This window comes from Clostridium sp. AF27-2AA (assembly GCF_003478505.1).
Taxonomy (GTDB): Bacteria; Bacillota; Clostridia; order Lachnospirales; family Lachnospiraceae; genus Brotaphodocola.
Genome location: NZ_QUFI01000045.1, coordinates 1 through 21434 on the forward strand (window position 1 = coordinate 1; position 21434 = coordinate 21434).

20 protein-coding genes and 1 pseudogene are annotated in these 21434 nt (G+C 50.7%); 2 read left to right on the forward strand and 19 right to left on the reverse strand.

Going from position 1 to position 21434, the window contains the following annotated elements; all coding sequences use genetic code 11:
• Window positions 1-78: 78 nt before the first annotated feature.
• The 5 genes from DWY84_RS15760 to argS form a co-directional block, all read right to left on the reverse strand.
• Window positions 79-981 carry a DUF3137 domain-containing protein gene (locus tag DWY84_RS15760; protein WP_118534283.1) on the reverse strand — a complete coding sequence of 301 codons (903 nt, stop codon included), beginning with the start codon at window positions 979-981 and terminating at the stop codon, window positions 79-81.
• Window positions 982-1087: 106 nt separating this feature from the next.
• A complete protein-coding gene (locus DWY84_RS15765; protein ID WP_118534284.1) occupies window positions 1088-1615 on the reverse strand; it encodes a LemA family protein in 528 nt (175 codons plus the stop codon).
• Window positions 1554-1715 (reverse strand): hypothetical protein, encoded by a 162-nt coding sequence (locus DWY84_RS17500; protein WP_178716863.1) that lies wholly within the window; start codon window positions 1713-1715, stop codon window positions 1554-1556. The genes DWY84_RS15765 and DWY84_RS17500 overlap by 62 nt, the downstream gene beginning before the upstream one ends.
• A 181-nt stretch (window positions 1716-1896) precedes the next feature.
• The gene (locus DWY84_RS15770) at window positions 1897-5091 is read right to left on the reverse strand and encodes a DEAD/DEAH box helicase (protein WP_118534285.1); all 3195 of its coding nucleotides are present in this window, start codon (window positions 5089-5091) and stop codon (window positions 1897-1899) included.
• A 181-nt stretch (window positions 5092-5272) separates the two neighbouring features.
• Window positions 5273-7039: an arginine--tRNA ligase gene (gene argS / locus DWY84_RS15775; RefSeq protein WP_118534286.1), complete on the reverse strand. Its 1767-nt coding sequence runs from the start codon at window positions 7037-7039 to the stop codon at window positions 5273-5275.
• Between the two features lie 179 nt (window positions 7040-7218).
• Here argS and efp point away from each other — a divergent pair, with 179 nt between their 5' ends.
• Window positions 7219-7776: an elongation factor P gene (gene efp / locus DWY84_RS15780; protein ID WP_118534287.1), complete on the forward strand. Its 558-nt coding sequence runs from the start codon at window positions 7219-7221 to the stop codon at window positions 7774-7776.
• 116 nt (window positions 7777-7892) lie between these two features.
• On the opposite strand, the gene DWY84_RS15785 is transcribed toward efp, so the two are convergent.
• From DWY84_RS15785 to coaBC, 14 genes and pseudogenes are all read right to left on the reverse strand, one after another.
• Window positions 7893-8399: a YqeG family HAD IIIA-type phosphatase gene (locus DWY84_RS15785; protein ID WP_118534300.1), complete on the reverse strand. Its 507-nt coding sequence runs from the start codon at window positions 8397-8399 to the stop codon at window positions 7893-7895.
• 17 nt (window positions 8400-8416) lie between these two features.
• Window positions 8417-8878 carry a transcriptional regulator NrdR gene (gene nrdR / locus DWY84_RS15790; RefSeq protein WP_118534288.1) on the reverse strand — a complete coding sequence of 154 codons (462 nt, stop codon included), beginning with the start codon at window positions 8876-8878 and terminating at the stop codon, window positions 8417-8419.
• A gap of 100 nt (window positions 8879-8978) precedes the next feature.
• A pseudogene (locus DWY84_RS15795) lies at window positions 8979-9215 on the reverse strand (PRC-barrel domain-containing protein); the annotation flags it as partial.
• Between the two features lie 127 nt (window positions 9216-9342).
• Complete coding sequence (locus DWY84_RS15800; protein WP_118534290.1) at window positions 9343-10248, reverse strand: MetQ/NlpA family ABC transporter substrate-binding protein; 906 nt, start codon at window positions 10246-10248, stop codon at window positions 9343-9345.
• Window positions 10249-10325: 77 nt separating this feature from the next.
• Entirely contained in the window at window positions 10326-10991 is a 666-nt protein-coding gene (locus DWY84_RS15805; RefSeq protein ID WP_178716806.1) for a methionine ABC transporter permease, read from the reverse strand.
• Complete coding sequence (locus DWY84_RS15810) at window positions 10981-12000, reverse strand: ATP-binding cassette domain-containing protein (protein ID WP_118534291.1); 1020 nt, start codon at window positions 11998-12000, stop codon at window positions 10981-10983. Before DWY84_RS15810 ends, DWY84_RS15805 begins: the two co-directional genes overlap by 11 nt.
• 147 nt (window positions 12001-12147) lie before the next feature.
• Entirely contained in the window at window positions 12148-12273 is a 126-nt protein-coding gene (locus DWY84_RS17995) for a hypothetical protein (RefSeq protein ID WP_279220351.1), read from the reverse strand.
• Window positions 12274-12385: 112 nt separating this feature from the next.
• Entirely contained in the window at window positions 12386-12814 is a 429-nt protein-coding gene (locus DWY84_RS15815) for an RrF2 family transcriptional regulator (protein ID WP_118534292.1), read from the reverse strand.
• Between the two features lie 93 nt (window positions 12815-12907).
• A complete protein-coding gene (gene cysK, locus DWY84_RS15820) occupies window positions 12908-13840 on the reverse strand; it encodes a cysteine synthase A (protein WP_118534293.1) in 933 nt (310 codons plus the stop codon).
• Window positions 13841-13896: 56 nt separating this feature from the next.
• The gene (locus DWY84_RS15825) at window positions 13897-15183 is read right to left on the reverse strand and encodes an O-acetylhomoserine aminocarboxypropyltransferase/cysteine synthase family protein (RefSeq protein ID WP_118534294.1); all 1287 of its coding nucleotides are present in this window, start codon (window positions 15181-15183) and stop codon (window positions 13897-13899) included.
• A gap of 272 nt (window positions 15184-15455) precedes the next feature.
• A complete protein-coding gene (pepV, locus tag DWY84_RS15830) occupies window positions 15456-16859 on the reverse strand; it encodes a dipeptidase PepV (RefSeq protein WP_118534295.1) in 1404 nt (467 codons plus the stop codon).
• 17 nt (window positions 16860-16876) lie between these two features.
• Window positions 16877-17323 (reverse strand): GatB/YqeY domain-containing protein, encoded by a 447-nt coding sequence (locus DWY84_RS15835; RefSeq protein ID WP_118534296.1) that lies wholly within the window; start codon window positions 17321-17323, stop codon window positions 16877-16879.
• A gap of 97 nt (window positions 17324-17420) precedes the next feature.
• Complete coding sequence (locus DWY84_RS15840; protein WP_178716808.1) at window positions 17421-19061, reverse strand: peptide chain release factor 3; 1641 nt, start codon at window positions 19059-19061, stop codon at window positions 17421-17423.
• A gap of 168 nt (window positions 19062-19229) precedes the next feature.
• On the reverse strand, window positions 19230-20423 hold the full coding sequence (gene coaBC, locus DWY84_RS15845; protein WP_118534298.1) for a bifunctional phosphopantothenoylcysteine decarboxylase/phosphopantothenate--cysteine ligase CoaBC: 1194 nt from the start codon (window positions 20421-20423) through the stop codon (window positions 19230-19232).
• Window positions 20424-20629: 206 nt separating this feature from the next.
• On the opposite strand from coaBC, the gene DWY84_RS15850 reads away from it, so the two are divergent.
• Entirely contained in the window at window positions 20630-21397 is a 768-nt protein-coding gene (locus tag DWY84_RS15850; RefSeq protein WP_118534299.1) for a type III pantothenate kinase, read from the forward strand.
• The last annotated feature ends 37 nt before the right edge of the window (window positions 21398-21434 follow it).

Sequence of the window (21434 nt, forward strand, 5' to 3'; positions counted from 1 at the left end):
AACACAATACCCATATTTTGCACAGCGGTATGCCGGGATTAGCGGCTTCGGACCTATATTGGTATTGCTCTTAAATTTTTATTCGGTTAACTGCAGTGCCTCGATCATGGAGGTATACCAGCGGATCTGGCTTCGGAACTTATTTCGCAGAACTGAAGTATCGGCTTTTCCTTTTCCAAGCTCAAAGAAATTTTCATTGCTGTCTACAAAAATATGAATAGTTCCATTCCTCAAAAAGCTGATATACAGACTGCCGCTGCAGCGGTCTGCGATCTTCAGAAGATTTTCCATTCGGTGTGGTGTCAGAATGTAAAACGCTTCCTGCTCCTGGTCTGCCTCGACCGCAAAACGTTTGTTAAAGATTTCACTTTCCGTTCGGATCAGCTTCTCGCCTTTGAAATCCTTTTCTCTTTTTCTGGCTGACACATGGACATCTCCCGTCAGCTTGCTCTGAAAATCACACACCAGCCACTGTCCTTTATAAAGCGTGACCTCCCGTGTTTCCCATTCGTTGTCTGCCTTCTGGTGTTCTTCTGTCTTGCATAGCTCCACATCACTAAATGCAATGGACATTCCTTTGTAAACCGCTTTTACAGAATCGCTTCCTTTGCTGACTTCATACGGTTCCGGAAAGAGCATGCCGGCACTGCCGATCAGGCTTGCGGGCAGTCCCCAGCCCGGATGGTATTCCACCTGTTCAAAAGCATCTTTCAGTGCCCCGACTACCATCTCCTCTCCCAACAGCACTTTTATGGCTTTGCTGTGGGGAGCGCTTATGACAGCTCCCACAAATGCAATGAAAAATCCGATGTACAAAGAGTAGCGAAGCTCCTCAATTTCAAAGACTGCACAGGCCAGTGTTCCTCCAAGAATCACCGCTACAGCTGCATACATGATAAAAGTTCCGACTGCCAGCATCACCCGGTGTTTTTCCAGCACCGCTGACAATTCTTCATCCGTGTAGGTTTTTCGTTCTTCCATCCAGATCCCTCCATCGTTCACGCTATCCTTTTTACTTTTCACAGATTATGCGGGCATACACATCTGCCGTTTTCTACTCTTGCGGAGCATCTTATCTTCAGCACAGTCAGAATGTGATCTTTACATCCTCCTGTTTTTCCGCCTCTGCCGCAAAGAATTCCCTGGGCCTGCGGGCACCAGCCAGTAGTTTTGCGGGAAAGACGGAAATCGCTGTATTGTAATCTGCCACGCTGGCATTGTACAGGCGTCTTGCAGCCTGCAGATGTTCCTCGGTATCACGGATGCCCTTCTGCAGTTCTAAAAATACCTCACTAGAGCGAAGCTCCGGGTATCCTTCCGCTACAGCAAAGAACCGGCCGCTCAGCATATCCATTTTCTGATCTGCTTCTGCCAGTTCTCCTACACTCATGCCCCGTCGAAGCTCTATGGTACGGGTAAACAGTTCCCGCTCGTGCTCCATATAACCTTTGGCGGTACTGAGCATTTTTGTCAGCAGATCATAACGCTTCGTTAAAGCCACCTCGATTCCGGACAGACTTTCCTGCACCCGGATTTCTTTTTTCTGAAATCCGTTAACCGTTTTTATGAGCCACCGGATCAAAAGAATCAGTAGGATCAAAATCAATATCTTCATAAGTACACTCCTCCATAAATTTCAGAATGTGAACCACTGCCTGCAGCGATTCGTAAAATGCCGCCTTTCGTTCCTCCCGCTGTTCATATCCTTGTTCCATCCCTCCCTTTTTCCGTTTTCACAATGAAAAAAGACTTATTGTATAAAAAACTGTACAATAAGTCTTTTCAAAAAGATATTAACCAAAAGTTAGTTTTTCACCGTTCCCAGTCTGCGAGGTTCCTGAGAGGCTCCGGGAGATCATGTGTTTGTTCCACCACTGTCACAGAATATCTGACGTTTTACTGCGGAGAAAGGATTTTTAGCAATTCCTCCCGGCTGAGACTGCCGATGGATACCTGTTCTCCGGAAATGATCTGATCTGCCAGATCCCGTTTCTGCTCCTGAAGCAGTAAAATATTCTCCTCTACCGTGTCCTTCATGATCAGTTTAAATACCGATACCTGCTTTTCCTGTCCAATACGGTGGGCACGGTCGGTGGCCTGATTCTGGGCCGCCACATTCCACCACGGATCGTAATGGATCACGATGTCGGCTGCCGTTAAATTCAGGCCGGTCCCCCCCGCCTTTAAAGAGATCAGAAATACCGGCGTATCATCAGTCTGGAAGGCTCCGGCCATGCGGATACGCTCTTCCTTCGGGGTTGCTCCCGTCAGAAGATGGAACGCGATTCCCTCTTTCTTTAACCGCTGGCCGATCAGCTCCAGCATAGACGTGAACTGGGAAAACAGCAGGATCTTGTGGTCTCCCGCAATGCCTCCCGTGATCAGCTCCATACAGGTATCAAGCTTCGCGGATCCGCCCCTGTAGCGATCAAAGCACAGGGACGGATCACAGCAGATCTGGCGCAGTTTCGTGAGCTCTGCCAGTACCTGAATGCGCTCTGATCCATAAGTATCGCCGCTCATCTGCTCCAGCTCCTCTTTCAGCGCCAGCGCATGTGCTGTGTAAAGCTGCTTCTGTTCTTCCTCTGCCATAGAGTAGACCACGGTTTCCAGCTTGTCTGGAAGGTCTTTTAAGACATCCTTCTTCAGACGGCGCAGCACAAACGGACCACTGAGCCGCCGCAGGCTCTCCAGTGCATACCGATCGCCGGCTTTGGCAATCGGCAGCTCAAACTGTTTGCGGAACCTGGAATAGGTGAATAAAAATCCCGGCATCAGATAATCGAAAATGCTCCACAGCTCTGATAAGCGGTTTTCGATCGGCGTACCCGTCAGCGCATAGCGGGTCTGGGCCTTGACGAGCTTCACTGACTTAGCGCTCTGGGTCAGCGGATTCTTGATATACTGTGCTTCATCAATCACCTGGAAACGGAACTGAAATGGTTCGTAGCAGGCAATATCACGCTTTAAGAGATCGTAGGAAGTGATCAATATCTGAGGGTACGGGATCATTTCTGCTATTTTCAAATTCTCCGCGCCGGTTTTTGCTGCGTTTTTCAGGATCTCCTCCCGCTCCGGCGCAGTGCCGGTTACTGTCCTTACGGTGAGTCCCGGCGCAAACCGCTTTAACTCGTTTTCCCAGTTGTACACCAGGGAAGCCGGACACACGATCAGAGACTGGGACTCCGGATGCGCCTCCGCCTCGGCCTGTAAAAGCGCAATGATCTGAATGGTCTTTCCAAGGCCCATATCATCAGCCAGAATGCCGCCAAATCCATTCACATCCAGTGTTCTCAGCCAGCGGTAACCGGTTTTCTGGTAACCACGCAGCACCTGCTGCAGGGATTCCGGAACCACATAGTCACTATCTTCCACAGACTTCATGCCCCGGACCACAGCCCGGAACAGATTATCCCGGTAAAAGGTGATGCCGTTGCCCTCCTTTAACACATTGTCCAGGTACAGAGCCCGGTAAACCGGAACTTTCACCACGCCGGACAAAAGCTCTTCTCTTCCAATACCAAGACTGTCGGTCATGCGGGCTACCGTCATAAGACCATTCTCATCTACATTCAAAAATTCTCCGCTGCGCAGGCGGTAATACTTCTTTTTCGGATCGTAGCCGGATAAGATATCCAAAAGCTCGTCCCGGGACATACCCTCTGCGTCTACGTTTAATTCCAGCCATCTTCCGGCGCTCTGCACGCCCACCTTTACCTGGGGGGATGGCAGAACGCGGATTTTTCGTGCTTCGTCGGATACCAGGACCTGTCCCAGCTCCATGAATTCCTCCATCCCCTCAGAAAGCAGGTGATACAGCGCCTCCTCATCATTCCTGATGACCAGATACTCCGACTCACCGTCCCGGTACTGGAAATACCGGGTAATGACCTGGCTGATCTTAAATTCGCCCGGCACATCACGGCAGATGATCCGCGGCACCTTGTCATCGTTGAGCGGTGAGAAAGAAAAGTCACCGTAGGACAAAAGCGGCTTCATGGTGATCTCATCCGGACCGGTACTATCAAAAGAGAACTGTGCTTTCAGCTCCTTCGGCCGGTAGCTTTCCAGATCCACATCGTGAACGGTAAGCTCCGCGTAGGGAAGAATCTTCTGCAGCACACGCTCGTAAAACAGTGGGATGTCACGGTCCTGAATGTCCAGAGTATGGCTCTTTTTGTCTTTCAGCACCTGCTCTAAAAACACGCCAAGCTCCCGGGACTCTGTCTCATCCAGGCACACCAGGCTTGTCTCATTGCCCACATACCAGCCCCTCTCTCCGGGAATACCAAAGAGCTCCTGGTCTACCGAAACCGCAATGCCATCCCGGCCTGCCCGACAGATCCGTACCGGAAAGCGCATGCAATCCTGCTTTACCTTCACCGTGAAGTGGCTGCCGTCGCCAAACTCCACCTCCAGATCGTGGTTTTCCATAAGCTGAAAGAAGCGGTCCCGGTTTGCCCGGTTCAAATTCAGGGTGCGAAGCCCCTGCATGGTGACGAATGAGCTTTTCCGAAACTGTTCAAAATGCTCCTGATAGACCTGAACCAGCTCCAGAAGCAGAGCGCATAATTCCCGGTCTCCTTCCGCAAAGGCATTCAGGCTGTGGTGAAAGGTCAGCTGCTTTCCATAAGACACGCTGGCTCCGGTGCGCACCGCCTCCGCAAAAGCCATCAGGTCCTTAATAATATAAAAACGATCCCGCCCAAGCTTGAATTCCAGACTGGCAGAACCGTTTTTTAACATCAGGCGCGGCACCAGCCGGATTTCTGTCTCCTCGGCATCTTCGATGATCTTTGCCACTTCCCGGTTGGTATACTCCCGGATCATGGTGCGGATCTCCTGTGATGTAGAGACAGGGCGGCCGGAATGCTGCTCCTGTTCTTTTTTCCATTGTTCCCACACAAGCTTTGCATGGGCGCACATGCCCATGTAGGAATTTCCATTTACACAAGAACAAGAGTAGTCACGAACCTGACTACCCTTGACATATAAACTCACCTTATATAAGCTGGCCCCATCCTGGACGGAGGCGCGGATTCCCTGCTCTCCCTTCCAGAATGTGCTGGTGGCGGACTCCGTTATCTTCATAAAAAGTGCCTCCTTGCGCAAAATACCGATGCAATTCGTGACATGCAGCTCAGCTCGATTCCGCTTCGCTGCATCTCGCTGCGCGGGCTTCGCCCTATAGATGACAGTGAATCCCGAAGGCTCTGTGAGCAAGCTCACCGCCTTCGAAATTCACTGTCATCTGCATGTCTCTGCTGTAACGTCACATCCGTTCCGGGGCTTCAAAGCCAAGTACCTGGATACATGCCTCGAGCACGCGTTTTACCAGGGTGATGAGGGCGATCCAGCTTGCCTGACGCTCTTTGTCTTCTTCGGCCAGGATACGGGTATCGTGGTAGAAGCTGTTGAAGGCGTTGGACAGGTCGAAAATATACTGGCAGATCTTGTGCGGTGCGGTCTCTGCGAAGGCGCTCTCCATCACATCGTTGTACTTGGACAGCTCCAGCATCAGAGTCTTCTCTGCGTCGCTGGCTGCCGGAAGAATAGACTCTGCCTTTGCGCCCGGATTCTGTGCCTCATATTTTGCCAGAATGGATTTGATGCGGACGATGGTGTACAGGATGTACGGACCGGTATTGCCCTCGAAGGAGATAAAGCGGTCGATATCGAACACATAGTCCTTCGCTGCCTGGTTGGATAAGTCACCGTATTTTAAAGCTGCAAGACCGACAATCTTGGCAGTCTCCTTTGCCTCTGCCTCATCCATGCTGCGATTTTCCATAATGCGGCTGTAAACAGCCTCATCGATATCTGCAATGAGGTGCTCCAGACGCATCACGCCGCCCTCTCTGGTCTTAAACGGCTTGCCGTCCTTGCCGTTCATGGTTCCGAAACCGATGTGGATCATCGGGGTCTCCGGTTTTACATAACCGGCCTTCTTCGCCACACGGAATACCTGCTTAAAGTGAAGCTCCTGGCGCTTATCGGTAATGTATACATATTTGACCGGCTGGAAATCCTTCTCACGCTGGATGATGGTTCCCAGGTCCGAGGTGGCATACAGTGCAGCCCCGTCAGACTTGCGGACAATACACGGCGGCAGCTCCTTAGAGTCCGTCGGTTCGGTGACATCTACGACCAGGGCGCCCTGGCTCTCGTATGCAAGACCCTTGTCCTGCAGATCCTGGATCAGCCATGGGATGTACTCCTCAGCATCACTCTCACCCTTCCAGAGCTCGAAATGAACATCCAGGTTGTCATAGTTTCTCTTTAAATCCGCCAGGGAGACGCTCATGATATGTTTCCAGATGGCAGTATACGGCGGGTAGCCCTTCTGCAGCTTGAAGGTCGCGGTCTGGGCGCGCTCCTTGAAGGCCTCGTCCACTTTGGACTTGCCGCTGGCGGTCGGGTAGATGTCCTCCAGCTCACTGATAGTAAACGGCGGCTCGGACGGATACTCGCCGGTATAGTTCTCATCGAAATAAACCAGATCCGGCTTGCGGTCACGCAGCTCCTCGATGATAAGGCCCATCTGCAGGCCCCAGTCACCCAGATGTACATCGCCGATCATGTTGTAGCCTAAATAACGGCCCATGCGCTTTACGCTCTCACCGATCACGGCAGAACGCAGATGGCCGACATGGAGCGGCTTTGCCACGTTGGCTCCGCCGTAGTCCACGATGATGGTCTCGCCATGACCCTCTTCCTCCACGCCAAGCTTTTCTTCCTTCGCCATACCGTTCATAAAATCAGCCAGGTAAGCTGCATTTAAGCGAATGTTGATGAAGCCGGGCATCACGGCATTAATCTCAGAAAACATACCGTCACCGTTTAACTTTTCAACAACCTCATTCGCAATGTCAATCGGTTTCTTTTTATATGCCTTAGCAGCTGCCATAGCGCCGTTGCACTGGTATTCACATAAGTCCGGGCGGTTGGATAAGACAACCCTTGCGTAGGACGCGTCGTAGCCACAGGCGGTAAATGCAGACTTCATCTCGTCTGCGATCAGATCCAGAATTTTCTTCACCTTTTCAGTCTCCTTTTGTTGGTTTTCTTCCTCTTTTACTGAATTATCATTATACCCGATTCAGTGCCAAATTGCAAGAATTGGCCTGGTGAAGCCAAAAAACAGTTGAAAAATCATGTCTTTTAGTATAGAATATAGTAGATTAATAGCGAGTACGCAAATTCAAGGAGGAATATCACATGATTTCAGCAGGTGATTTTAGAAACGGCATTACCCTGGAAATCGAGGGTAACGTATACCAGATCGTTGAGTTCCAGCATGTAAAACCGGGTAAAGGTGCTGCATTCGTAAGAACCAAAATCAAAAACGTTATGACCGGTTCCGTAGTAGAGAGAACCTTCCGTCCGACTGAGAAGTTCCCGTCTGCAAGAATCGACCGCGTAGATATGCAGTATCTGTACGAGGATGGCGATCTGTACAACTTCATGAACATGGAGAACTACGAGCAGATGGCTCTCGCTGCAGACGTAATCGGCGATGCATTAAAATTCGTTAAGGAGAATGAGGTTGTTAAGATCTGCTCTTACAACGGCAAAGTATTCTCCGTTGAGCCGCCGTTATTCGTAGAGCTCGAGATCACCAACACCGAGCCGGGCTTCAAGGGTGATACCGCTCAGGGCGCTACCAAACCGGCAACCGTTGAGACCGGCGCAACCGTATACGTTCCGCTGTTCGTTGACAACGGTGACAAGATCAAGATCGACACCCGTACCGGTGAGTACCTGTCCAGAGTTTAATACTCCGCAAAGTTTTCGATCTGAAACGCAATGCAAAAGAGGCGGTTTCCTCATAGGAGCCGTCTCTTTTTTACTGTCTATGTAACCGTCCACTACCTTCCAGGTTACATGCTTTTTTATTTTCTGTTTTTCAATTCACGCTTATAGAAGTGAAGCACTACGGTCTCCAGATATCGTTTTAACACAATCTGGATCTCTTCTTTCGGATTGATGGGTTTTACAAGAATGCCGTAGATTCCGGCCCGGTTGGCTCCATACACATCGGTAAAGAGCTGATCCCCCACAAAGAGGACCTCCTCTTTCGTGAGCCCCATCTGCTCCACTGCGCGGTTATAATTCTTCACCCACGGCTTTCCGGCCTTGTAAATATAAGGAGACTGCACCTGCTCCGCAAAGGACTTCACCCGCGGCTCCTTGTTGTTTGAGAGAAGGATCGTCTGAAATCCCAGACCATGAAGCTGTTTAAAGAGGGCCAGCGCCCGCTCGTCTGCCGGGGCTCCGTGGGGCACCAGGGTATTGTCGATGTCAAAAATAACTCCCTTTTTTCCTTTTTCTCTCCAGCCTTCCCAGTCAATTTCGTAGGTGCTGTCCACCCACTCTTTCGGATAAAATGGTTCTAATATCACAATCGTGCCCTGCCCTACTGTCGCTTATTTTCCAGAAGCTTTCCCAGCTCCTCCATAAAGGTGTTCACATCTTTGAATTCCCGGTACACGGACGCAAAGCGCACATAGGCTACTTCATCCAGTTGCTTTAACTTCTGCATGACCAGTTCTCCAATTGCGGAGGTTTCCACCTCCCGGTCTTCCATGGTAAAGATCTCGTTCTCGATTTCATCGATCATCTGGTTGATCTGCTGAGTGGAAACCGGACGTTTATGGCAGGAATGAACTACGCCTGCCTCAATTTTAGAGCGGTCATAGGGTTCTCTTGTCTGGTCTTTTTTGATGACCATAAGAGGCATGGTTTCCAGTTTCTCATATGTGGTAAAACGCTTTCCGCAGATGACGCACTGACGGCGGCGGCGAATGGAACTGTTATCCTCTGCCGGACGGGAATCAATGACCTTCGTATCTGCTGCGCCGCAAAATGGACACTTCAAGTTGTTTTCCTCCTGTGTATCACTTTTATCATTATTTTAAACCATTCAGGCGCTATGCGCAAGCGGTTTCAGGAGATGACAGCGCTACGAAATAACAATTTTAGTCACACCTGCAAGGCTTTTCGATATCCTTCAGCTTTTTTACCTCCACCAGAATAATATCGTCCCCGATCTGGCATACATCCCTGAACGGGATGATGTATTCTTTCTCCCGCCCGAAGATTCCGCACAGGCATCCCGGCCCCGGAACAATCAGGTGGGTAATACAGCCGTTTTCCGGATTGAACTCGACATCGCCCACAAAGCCCAGCTTTTTGCAGTCACAGATATTGATGACTTCTTTTTTTTTAAATCAAAAATACGCATAGGCCACATCCGGAATCAAACATCCTTACTGTAGTCTATGCGTATGATTGTCAGGCGGCTCCCGAAAACTACCTGATTTTATTACGATTGCCTAGTGATTAGAATAAAGGAACGACAGCGCCCTCGTAGGTCTGCTCGATGTATTCTTTCACTGCGTCGCTGGTCAGGGCCTCCATGAGTGCTTTGGTCTTCGCATCCTCTTCCTTGCCCTCCTGAACAGCTACCACATTGCCGTAGGTCGTTGCTGCCTCAGAGTCAGAAGCCTCAACAGCCAGTGCGTCAGATACCTTTAAACCAGCCTCAATTGCGTAGTTGCCGTTGATGACTGCAACATCAACATCTGGAAGGGAACGCGGAACCTGTGCTGCCTCAACCTCAAGAATATCAAGGTTCTTCGGATTCTCTACGATATCAGTCTTGGTTGCTTTTAAGCCGGCGCCATCCTTCAGCTTTAACAGGCCATTTGCCTCCAGAAGAAGCAGGGCACGGGCCTCGTTGGTTGCGTCGTTCGGAACTGCTACCTTTGCGCCATCTGCCAGCTCGTCTAAGGATGCGGTCTTACCTGCGTAAATGCCGAACGGTTCGTAATGGATTGCGCCAGCGCTGACCAACTTGGTACCTCTCTCCTCGTTGAACTGCTCCAGATACGGAAGGTGCTGGAAGTAGTTCGCGTCCAGATCACCTGCGTCCAGTGCCAGGTTCGGCTGAACGTAATCGGTATACTCCACGATCTTTAAGTTGTAGCCTTTCTTTGCCAGCTCTTCTCTTGCTGCCTCCAGGATCTCTGCGTGAGGTGCCGGGCTTGCGCCTACGGTCAGATCCTCCAGATCTCCAGTGGTCTCCTCTGCTGCCTCACTACTCTCAGCCTCTGCAGCGGAAGTCTCTGCTGCCTCTGCGCTGGTCTCTGCTGCTGCAGTAGTCTCAGCCGGTTTGCTGCCGCCGCATGCGGTCAGGGCTGCTGCTGCCAGAAATGCTGCTGCGATTACACCAATGTTCTTTTTCATAATACTTATCCTCCTCGATAAATAAATTTGATTTATATGGCCTTTGGCCGACAGCCGTCTGTCCGGCTGCTAAATCCTTACCGGATTCGTTTGTCGCTCTTTCTTGCCAGTCTCATGCCAATCTCCTGAATGATCTGGACAATGATGACCAGAATCGCTACGGTCACCAGCATGATGTCCGTCTCATAACGGTAGTAACCGTAGTTGATGGCAATGCCGCCCAGTCCGCCGCCGCCGACCGCGCCTGCCATGGCAGAATATCCGAGTATGGTGGTGGTGGAGATAGCCGCTCCGATCAAAAGAGACGGTTTTGACTCCGGAAGCAGGACCTTCCAGATGATCTGGAAGGTGGAAGCTCCCATAGATTTTGCTGCTTCAATAACCCCGGCATCGATCTCCTTAAAGGAGGATTCTACCATGCGGGCAATATAAGGTGCTGCAGATGCCACCAGTGGCGGCACCACTGCCCTCCAGCCCAGGCTGGTTCCCACCAGCTTTCTGGTAACCGGGATCATCATGATCAGAAGAATGAGGAACGGCACCGACCGGAGCAGGTTGATGATGAGTCCCAGCACCTTCTGCAGTGCCGGAATGGGGCGAATGCCCTCTTTATCTGTTACCACCAGGATGATGCCCAGCGGGATTCCGATCATATAGGAAATAACGGTGGAAATGACCACCATACATAAGGTTTCTCCGATTCCGTTCCGGATCAGTTCTAAAATCTGCTGACTAAATAACATCACCGTTCACCTCCTCATACGGTACCTGCACCGTTTTTAAATAATGCAGGGCTCTTGCCGCGTCTGCTTCATCCTCCGGAAGCTGAATGATCATCTGTCCATAGGCTGTACCGCCGATGTCCTTGGTGGACGCGTACAGGATATTCACCGGCACTTTGCTGGCTAAAATCATATTGGCCAGAACCGGCTCCATAGAGGAACGTCCATCAAAGGTGATACGGATTTTTCTGGACTTGTCAAACTTCACATTTTCTACCGCGTCACCCAGGATCAGCTGACGGCCGATTTTCGACTTGGGCTCGGAGAAAATCTCCGATACCCGGCCGGACTCAGCAATCTGGCTGTGGTCGATGATGGCTACCCGGTCACAGATTGCTTCAATAACTGCCATCTCATGGGTGATGACAATGACCGTGATGCCCAGATCCCGGTTAATCTGTTTGATCAGTTCCAGGATAGACTTCGTGGTATTCGGATCCAGTGCGCTGGTGGCCTCATCACAGAGCAGCACCTTCGGGTTTGTGGCAATGGCCCGGGCAATGGCCACTCTCTGACGCTGTCCGCCGGAAAGCTGTGCCGGATAGGCTTTCGCCCGGTCTTCCAGACCAACCAGCTTTAACAGCTCCATAGCCCGCTCTCTGGCCTGCTGCTTCGGAACTCCCGCAATCTCCATAGGGAAGCATACATTCCGGAGAATGTTTCTCTGGGCCAGCAAATTGAACTGCTGGAAGATCATGCCCATGGACTGTCTCGCCTTTCTCTGCCCCGCCTCATTTAGGGCCGCCAGGTTTTCTCCCTCAAACAATACCTCACCGGAGGTTGGAATCTCCAGCATGTTGATGCAGCGCACCAGTGTACTCTTTCCCGCTCCGGAAAGACCGATGATTCCGAAGATTTCTCCCCGTTTGATTTCCAGATTAATGTCGTCGAGGGCTTTGACCGGACCGTTGGCCGTCTTAAATTCCTTGCCCATGTGCTTTAACTGGATGATGTTTTCCTCTAATGCCATACCTTTTTCCTTTCCCTGCTTTACGAAAACGAAAAAACAAATTCACGATAGACAAAAAGCCGTAAACCTGCAACAGGCTTACGGCTTAGAATGCGTTCTTGCTTCTGATTTTATGCTTTCTTCTATGCTCTTTCCTGATCCTGCAGATTATTGATGAAATTGATTGCATACGAACATACGGCACATGTCCATCATCATGCCGCACATCATAGCCATATTCATCTGCATGGTCTTAAACTGAGTCATAGCTGGTTCCTCGTTTCCGTAGTACATGTTTTCACTACCCTATGTGGCGTATTGTACGCCAGGTGTGTGGGTTTGTCAAGAGTTATCTGTAAATTTGCTGTTATCAACGACGGGCATTCGATCATCTGGCATTGCTCATTTAAATCACATAGTCTCCACCATCTTCTGTCTGCATCAGGTCCGCAATGGTGTAGCTGTCAAAAAACTCATTGATCACATGGTTGAGGCGGTTCCACATAGGAAGGGTCCGGCAGTGTGGAGACATGGCGCAGGGTTTTGCATCTGCCTCCAGACAGGCAACCGGGGCCAGGGAGCCTTCGGTCAGGCGCAGGATATCGCCAACCTTATATTCTCCCGGCTCCCGCACAAGACGGTAGCCGCCGCCCTTTCCCTGAGCGCCTTCCACAAAACCGGATTTGGACAGGTTGGACATGATGGACTCCAGATACTTCTGAGAGATATCCTGACGCTCCGCCACCTCCTTTAAGGGCGTATACGCCCCGGTGGCATGTTCTGCCAGATCTACCATGACACGCAGTGCATATCTTCCTCTTGTTGAAATCATCATAATCCCCAATCCATCCTTCTCTTTCTGTCTGTTGTCTCCGGCCGGAATGCTGCTTAAGCAAATCCGGCCAGATAGTTACTTACTGCTCTTCTCTTAGTCTGCGAACAACTGGGTGGACAGATAGCGGTCTCCGGTATCCGGGAGAAGCACTACAATCGTCTTGCCCTCGTTCTCCGGGCGTTTTGCCAGTTCAATGGCAGCCCATGCTGCGGCACCGGAGGAAATTCCCACCAGTACACCTTCATTCTTTCCGATTTCTTTGCCGGTTGCGAACGCGTCATCGTTGCCGACCGGAATGATCTCGTCGTAAACTTTGGTATCCAGTACCTCCGGCACAAAGCCTGCTCCGATTCCCTGGATCTTGTGGGCTCCTGCCACACCGGTGGAAAGCACTGCGGAAGTTGCCGGCTCTACCGCAACAATCCTGACATTCGGTTTTTTTGACTTTAAGAACTGTCCGGTTCCGGTGATGGTTCCACCGGTGCCAACACCGGCCACAAAGTAGTCAACCTGACCGTCGGTATCTTCCCAGATTTCCGGACCGGTGGTCTCAAAATGCGCTTTCGGGTTTGCCGGGTTTACAAACTGCCCGGTCACGAATGCATTCGGAATCTCTTTTGCCAGTTCATCCGCCTTTGCAATGGCACCCTTCATGCCCTTTGCGCCCTCGGTGAGCACAAGCTCTGCTCCGTAGGCTTTCATTAACTGTCGGCGCTCCACGGACATGGTCTCCGGCATAACAATGATAATACGGTATCCGCGTGCTGCTGCCACGGAAGCCAGGCCGATTCCGGTGTTACCGGAGGTCGGCTCAATGATCACGGAATCCGGCTTTAACTGGCCACTCTTTTCTGCCGCATCGATCATGGCTTTGGCAATACGATCCTTTACAGAACCTGCCGGGTTAAAATATTCCAGCTTTGCCAGAATTTTTGCTTTTAAGCCAAATTTTTTCTCAATATTTGTAAGCTCCAGAAGAGGGGTCTTTCCGATCAGCTGGTCTGCGGAAGTGTAAATATTTGCCATAGTCATGTCCTCCTTGCGATGTGTAACGTTTTAGTTCTTTAGGCTTTTCATTCAGCTTATTTCACTGCCTCAAAACCATGTTTCAGGTCGTCGATAATGTCATCGATGTGCTCGGTACCGATGGAAAGCCGGATGGTGGTTGGCTTGATGCCGCATGCCAGCAGGCCTTCCTCATCTAACTGGGAATGAGTGGTGGAAGCCGGATGGATAACCAGGGACTTCACATCAGCCACGTTAGCCAGCAGGGAGAATAACTCCAGACTCTCGGTAAATTTCTTTGCGGTATTTACATCACCTTTGATTTCAAAAGTGAAGATGGAACCTGCCCCGTTCGGGAAGTAGCGGTCATACAGCTCTTTCTGATGGCCAGTAGCCAGGGATGGATGATTTACCTTCTCTACCTGCGGATGGTTCTTTAAGAAATCGACAACCTTCAAGGCGTTCTCTACATGACGCTCTACTCTTAAGGACAGTGTCTCAAGGCCCTGCAGTAACAGGAAGGAGTTGAATGGGGAAATGGTAGCACCCAGGTCTCTCATGAGGGTGGTGCGAAGCTTTGTAATGTAAGCTGCGTTTCCGCATACATCGGTAAATACTACACCATGGTAAGACGGGTTCGGCTGGCTTAAGCCCGGGAACTTGTCATTCTGAGCCCAGTCAAACTTACCGCCGTCTACAACAATGCCGCCCATTACCGTGCCGTGTCCGCCCATGAACTTGGTAGCGGAATGTACCACGATATCAGCACCATGCTCCAGCGGACGAAGCAGATACGGAGTAGCGAAGGTGCTGTCTACGATGAACGGAATGCCATGTCGGTGAGCGATTTCTCCAATGGTCTCCAGATCAATTACATCCGAATTCGGGTTGCCAAGGGTCTCTGCGTAGAGGAGCTTGGTATTCGGCTGAATGGCTTTCTCAAAGTTTTCCGGGTTGGAAGGATCTACCAGAGTGGTAGTAATGCCCTGCTCCGGCAGAGTATTCTCAAACAGGTTGGTAGTTCCGCCGTACAGGTTGGTGGAAGATACAATATGATCTCCTGCCTTCGCGATGTTCTGGATTGCGTAAGCAATGGCTGCAGAACCAGATGCGGTTGCCAGTGCACCAATGCCGCCCTCTAAGGCTGCGACTCTCTTCTCAAATACATCGGAAGTCGGGTTCATCAGTCTGGTGTAGATGTTGCCAGGCTCCGTTAAAGCAAAACGTCCTGCTGCCTGTGCAGAATCTTTGAATACATAAGAAGTGGTTGCATAGATCGGAACCGCTCTGGAGTCAGTTGTCGGATCTGCGTTTTCCTGTCCTACGTGAAGCTGAAGAGTTTCAAACTTGTAATGCTTGCTCATGGTATGTACCTGCCTTTCCAAATTCGTCCTTAACGGGATTATGCCTGCTCAATAGCTCTCTTTGAATTACCCCGTATTTTTGTAGGTGATTCGATGTTTCGTATTATAATTCCTTTAACCCAGTATGTCAATAGGTTTATGGAGTTTTTTATAAATACATCAGAGAACCTAAAAAGGGAAGAGGAATGCTCCATGATCAGAACATTTCTCTTCCCTTTTATTTCTGTTATTTACACTCCGAAGCAGTCATCTGCCGCAGATCATTTTCGCAATCAGCCGCAAAGATCCACAATAGCCTGCGCAAAGATCTTTGCGCTTACCAGAAGCTCGTCTACAACTGCGAACTCATCCGGTCCATGCATCTTGTTGTCGGTCTCCGGCATAGCTGCGCCGAATGCCACGCCATTTTCCAGATGATGAACATAAGTGCCGCCGCCAAGCGCCTGACACTCGCCCTTACGGCCGGTATACAGCTCGAACGCAGCCAGCAGGGTCTTTACAAAATAGGAATCTGCAGATACATGATGCGGTGGAATCAGTGCCTTGTTTAACAAAGTAAGCCCCTGCTCTGCCATGCGTGCTCTTACAACCTCAAGCACATTCTCATCATTTCCGCATACCGGGATACGGCCGTCAAACTCACCATCCATGCTTGCCGCATCTACACTCAGCATGTTGAAGGACAGGGTAAGATTTCCGGACAGCTCATCCTCCATAGCCACACCCAGGGTCTTTCCGTTTACATCGCCATGTGGGAACAGGGATGCTGTTTTTCTGACCATGTCAACCTGCGGGCAGGATGCAAAATCCAGTTTTCCAAGGAACACTAGAAGGCCGGTCAGCGCATTATTGCCCACATCCGGAGTAGAAGCATGAGCACCGATTCCGGTTGCGGTAATTTCAGTCACTGTTCCTTCTGCCGCAAGCTCAAAGCTGATGCCGGTCTCTTCCTTTGTCTCGGCCGCAGCTTTTTCCAGTGCTGCCATCTCAAAGCCCTCTACCGCAGCCTTCGCCTTGCCAGGAACAACATTCACCTTAGTTCCTGCCTTGATAGAAACCAGTCTCGGAAGTGCATCGGATGCTTCAAATCCAGCAGTAAAATGGCCCGGGAAGCGTCCCTTTTCCGTGTTAACCAGCGGATATTCCGCATCCGGAGAAAAGGTCATCGGCGCTTCTTTTTCAATGCTGTAGTAATGACGGATATCGCTGCTGCCGCACTCTTCATCCGTTCCCAGGATCAGGCGCACGTTTTTCTTTAACGGAATACCAAGCTCTTTGACTGCGCGCATCGCGTAAAGGGCAGCCACTGCCGGTCCCTTGTCATCTGCGGTGCCGCGTCCGTACAGCTTTCCATCCTTTAATACCGGCTTGAACGGCTCGGTCACAGTCCAGCCTTCCCCTGCCGGTACAACATCCAGGTGTGCCAGGATATCCAGCTGATGAGGAAGCTCATTCATATCCACACAGCCTACATAGCCATCGTAATCGCAGGTCTCAAAGCCATAGCCTTCTGCCATGTCCAGTGCCATGTCCAGACACTCAGCAGTGCCAGGTCCAAACGGCATATCCTCCTCTGCCGGCATCTTCTCGCTGTTGACACGGCAGAGCTCGCAGATATCTTCCAGCATCTCGTCTTTATGCGCGTCTACCCACGCGCTGATTTTCTCTTTATACATAACAAATTCCCCCTGAATTATTTTGTCATTGCTGCCAGAGTCTGATTTACCAGTTTGCCGTCTGCCTTACCTTTTACCTTCGGCATCAGAACCTTCATGATCTTACCCTTGTCTGCTGCAGTCGGCTTCTCAATACCAAGCTCCGCGAGCACCCCTTTGATCACCTCGGTGATCTGCTCTACGTTCATATCTTCCGGAGCGAACTCTTTGTATACAGCAAGTCTCGCAGCGGCTTCCTCGCGGATGTCGGTGCGGTCGGCCGGAGCCATGTCGTAGGTCTCCTGGGTCTGGCGGATCTCTTTCTTTACAACTGCGTTCTCCTCATCCTCAGTCAAATCTGCGCGTTTGTCAATCTGCGCGTTCTTCAGTGCGGAAAGCAGCATGGACAGGGAATCTTTTCTTGCCTTGTCTTTTGCCTTCATAGCCTCTACCATTGCAGCTCTTACTACGTCAATCTTGCTCATATCGCAACACTCCTTTTCTTTATTCTTTCACATCAGGCCGTCGTACCAAATGTTTCTGTGCGGCAGCCTGTCTGCGCTTCAAATTATGCCACGCTTTTTAGTTGCGTCCAAACTCGCTCAGCTTCAGGCCTGGGTTGCGGTCCTCCACCATGCCAATGCTCCAGCTGTTGACAAAGATCAGCAGCGGATTGTCCTTTAAGTCCTTAATACGTTTCATGTCGGAGGTACCCTGAATCTTGGCTACATCCACCTCGTCCTTGTTCTCAATCCAGCGGATATACTCGTACGGCAGCTTCTCCAGCTTGACTTCTACGTTGTACTCGTTTTCCAGCCGGTAGGTCAGAACCTCAAACTGCAGTTCGCCGACTACGCCGACAATGATTTCCTCCATACCAGTGTTGAACTCCTGGAAGATCTGGATGGCACCCTCCTGGGCAATCTGGCTGACGCCTTTTAAGAACTGTTTGCGCTTCATGGTGTCAATCTGGCGCACCCGGGCAAAATGCTCCGGCGCGAAGGTCGGGATGCCCTCAAACTCAAACTTCTCATTGGACAGGCACAGGGTATCTCCGATGGAAAAAATGCCCGGATCAAACACACCAATGATATCGCCTGCATATGCCTCCTCGACGATCTTTCTGTCCTGCGCCATCATCTGCTGCGGCTGGGACAGGCGGATTTTCTTGCCGCCCTGCACATGGTTTACTTCCATGCCGGCCTCGAACTTGCCGGATACAATACGCATAAACGCAATACGGTCACGGTGCGCCTTGTTCATGTTCGCCTGAATCTTAAAGACGAAAGCAGAAAAATCATCGTTAAACGGGCTTACCTCACGGGTGATGGCCTTTCTCGCCAGCGGGGAAGTGGTCATCTTCAGGAAATGCTGCAGGAAGGTCTCTACACCAAAGTTGGTCAGTGCGGAACCGAAAAATACCGGGGATAAATTTCCACGGCTGACACGCTCCTGGTCGAACTCATCTGCAGCACCGTCTAAGAGCTCAATCTCATCTAACAGCTGCTGATGATAATCTGCTCCGATGACAGTCTCCACGTCGGTTCCCTCTACCGGGAAGGTCTGAGAAGCAATCTCCTTCTGTCCGCCCATGGCAGCCGTGAAGGTGGTAATGGTCTTGTCGTGGCGGTCATATACTCCCTTAAAGTTTTTACCACAGCCAATCGGCCAGTTGATCGGACAGGTGCGGATGCCCAGCACGTTCTCAATCTCGTCCATCAACTCAAACGGGTCTCTCGCTTCACGATCCATCTTGTTGATGAAGGTGAAGATCGGGATACCTCTCATGACACAGACCTTGAACAGCTTGATGGTCTGGGCCTCAACACCCTTGGATCCGTCAATAACCATGACCGCGCTGTCGGCCGCCATGAGGGTACGGTAGGTATCCTCAGAGAAGTCCTGATGTCCCGGGGTGTCCAGGATGTTAATGCAGTAGTTGTCATACTCAAACTGCATAACGGAAGAGGTAACGGAAATACCTCTCTCCTTCTCGATCTCCATCCAGTCGGAAACCGCGTGCTTCGCGGCCTTTCTGCCTTTTACGGTACCAGCCAGATTGATGGCACCTCCGTAGAGAAGAAATTTCTCAGTCAGGGTTGTCTTACCTGCATCCGGGTGGGAAATGATCGCAAAGGTTCTTCGTTTTTTAATTTCTTCTGTGATATTTGACAAAAATAAGTCCTCCGTTCTAAATTGTACGTCCGAAATTTCCGAACGCATATAAGGTGAAAGCGTTCTGAATCCATCCGCTTTTTCTGCTCGTTTCATTTAGCATCTGCCCGTCCTGCGCACAGCTACTCCAATCTTACATTTTATCAGACATATAACGCTTTGGCAAGAGCCAGGAATGCCGGAAACAATGGCTTTTTGATTGAAAAAACCTTGATCTTAATGCTTCCCGGCAAAAATCCGGTTCAGCAGTTCATGCGCCACCTGATCCTTGCTCATCAGCGCCAGTTCCTCTGCCCCGTCTTTCGTGATGACCGTCACGATGTTGGTGTCCGTGCCAAAGCCGGCTCCGGCGGTGCGCAGGCTGTTGGCCACGATCATGTCCACGTTCTTCTTCACAAGCTTTGCCCGAGAGTTTTCCAGCATATTCTGGGTCTCCATGGAAAAGCCGCAGAGTACCTGTCCTTCTCTCCGGTGCGCCCCCAGCCATGCCAGGATATCATCGGTGCGTTCCAGTTCTATGTTCATGTTACCATCGCTCTTCTTGGTCTTCTCAGCCCCAACCACAGTCGGACGGTAATCTGCCACCGCCGCTGCCTTGATGATGGCATCCTGCTCCAGGCTGACAGAGGTCACGGCATCGAACATATCCTTTGCGCTGACCACTGGAACCAGCTTTACGCCCATCGGAGCTTTTAAGTCCACCGGTCCGCTCACCAGAGTCACCTCGGCGCCGCGTCTGGCTGCTGCCCGGGCGATGGCATAGCCCATCTTTCCGGTGGAGTGGTTGGTAATATAACGTACCGGGTCAATGGCTTCCCGGGTTGGTCCGGCTGTCACCAGAACCTTCTTTCCGGCCAGGTCCTTCTCACAGGCAAGCTCCTGTAAAATATACTCAAATAATGTTTCCGGCTCCGGCATCTTTCCGGCTCCGGTGTCACCGCAGGCCAGGTAGCCGCTGGCCGGTTCGATCACATGCATGCCATATTTCCGACAGATGTTTAAGTTGTCCTGAGTGATGGGATTCTCATACATCTGGGTATTCATGGCCGGAGCCAGATACTTCGGCGCCTTGCAGGCCAGGAAGGTAGTGGTCAGCATATCATCCGCAAGACCATGGGACACCTTCGCGATGACATTGGCCGTAGCCGGAGCAATCATGAAAATATCAGCCTGCTTGGCCAGAGACACATGCTCCACCTGAAACTCAAAGTTCCGGTCAAAGGTGTCAACCAGGCACTTCTGTCCGGTAAGGGTTTCAAAGGTCGTTGGGGTGATGAAATTTGTTGCGTTCTGTGTCATGATGACCCGCACATTGGCGTGCTGCTTCACCAGCATGCTGGCCAGGTTTGCGATCTTGTAGGCTGCGATACTGCTGCTCACACCCAGCACTACGGTTTTTCCTTTTAACATAAGAGTAAAATCCCTCCTCGATCTATCTAAAACAGTTTTTTCAGTATACCATATTTTATCCGTCAATAAAAGAGTGATCGTTGCCAGAGTGACCCGTTTTTCATTGTCATCCGCTCTAAAATATGGTAGGATGTAACATAATGCACACAGGTTTTCACGCCTGTCATACACGAAAAACTATCACAAACAGAAGGAGCATTTTTTCCATGATTTTAGCACTGGATATGGGAAATACCAACATCGTCATTGGCTGTATCGATTCACAGAAAACTTATTTCGTAGAGCGTGTCACCACCGACCACGCCAAGACCGGCACCGAATACGCCATTAATATAAAGAATATTCTGGAGATCCACCAGATCGACCCGTCCGAGATTGAGGGCGCTATCATGTCCTCCGTGGTTCCGCCGTTAAACGCGGCCATCTCTTCCGCAGTAAAGAAGATTCTCGGATATCATCCCATGCTGGTGGGCGCCGGCATCAAAACCGGCATGAACATCATCATGGATAACCCCAAGACGGTGGGAAGTGACATGATCGTAGACGCCGTGGCTGCCATCCGGGAATATCCGGGTCCGATCATCATCATCGATATGGGAACCGCAACCACCATGTCTGTTGTCGATAAGAGCGGCAACTACATCGGCGGCATTATCTATCCGGGCCTTCGTGTGTCCCTGGACTCCTTAAGCAGCAAAACTGCGCAGCTTCCGTCCATCAGCCTGGATATTCCGAAGCGTGTCATTGGCAAGAACACCATTGACTGCATGCGCAGCGGCATCATGTACGGCAACGCCGGCATGATCGACGGAATTCTGGACCATATGGAAGAAGAGCTGGGCGAGCCTGCCACCATCATTGCCACCGGCGGTCTCTCCCGCTTCGTGGTTCCGCTCTGCCGCCACAAGATCCTCTATGATGACGCCCTTCTCTTAAAAGGGCTCATGATCCTTTACGAAAAGAATAAAGCATAAAAATTTAAGAGCAATACCAATATAGGTCCGAAGCCGG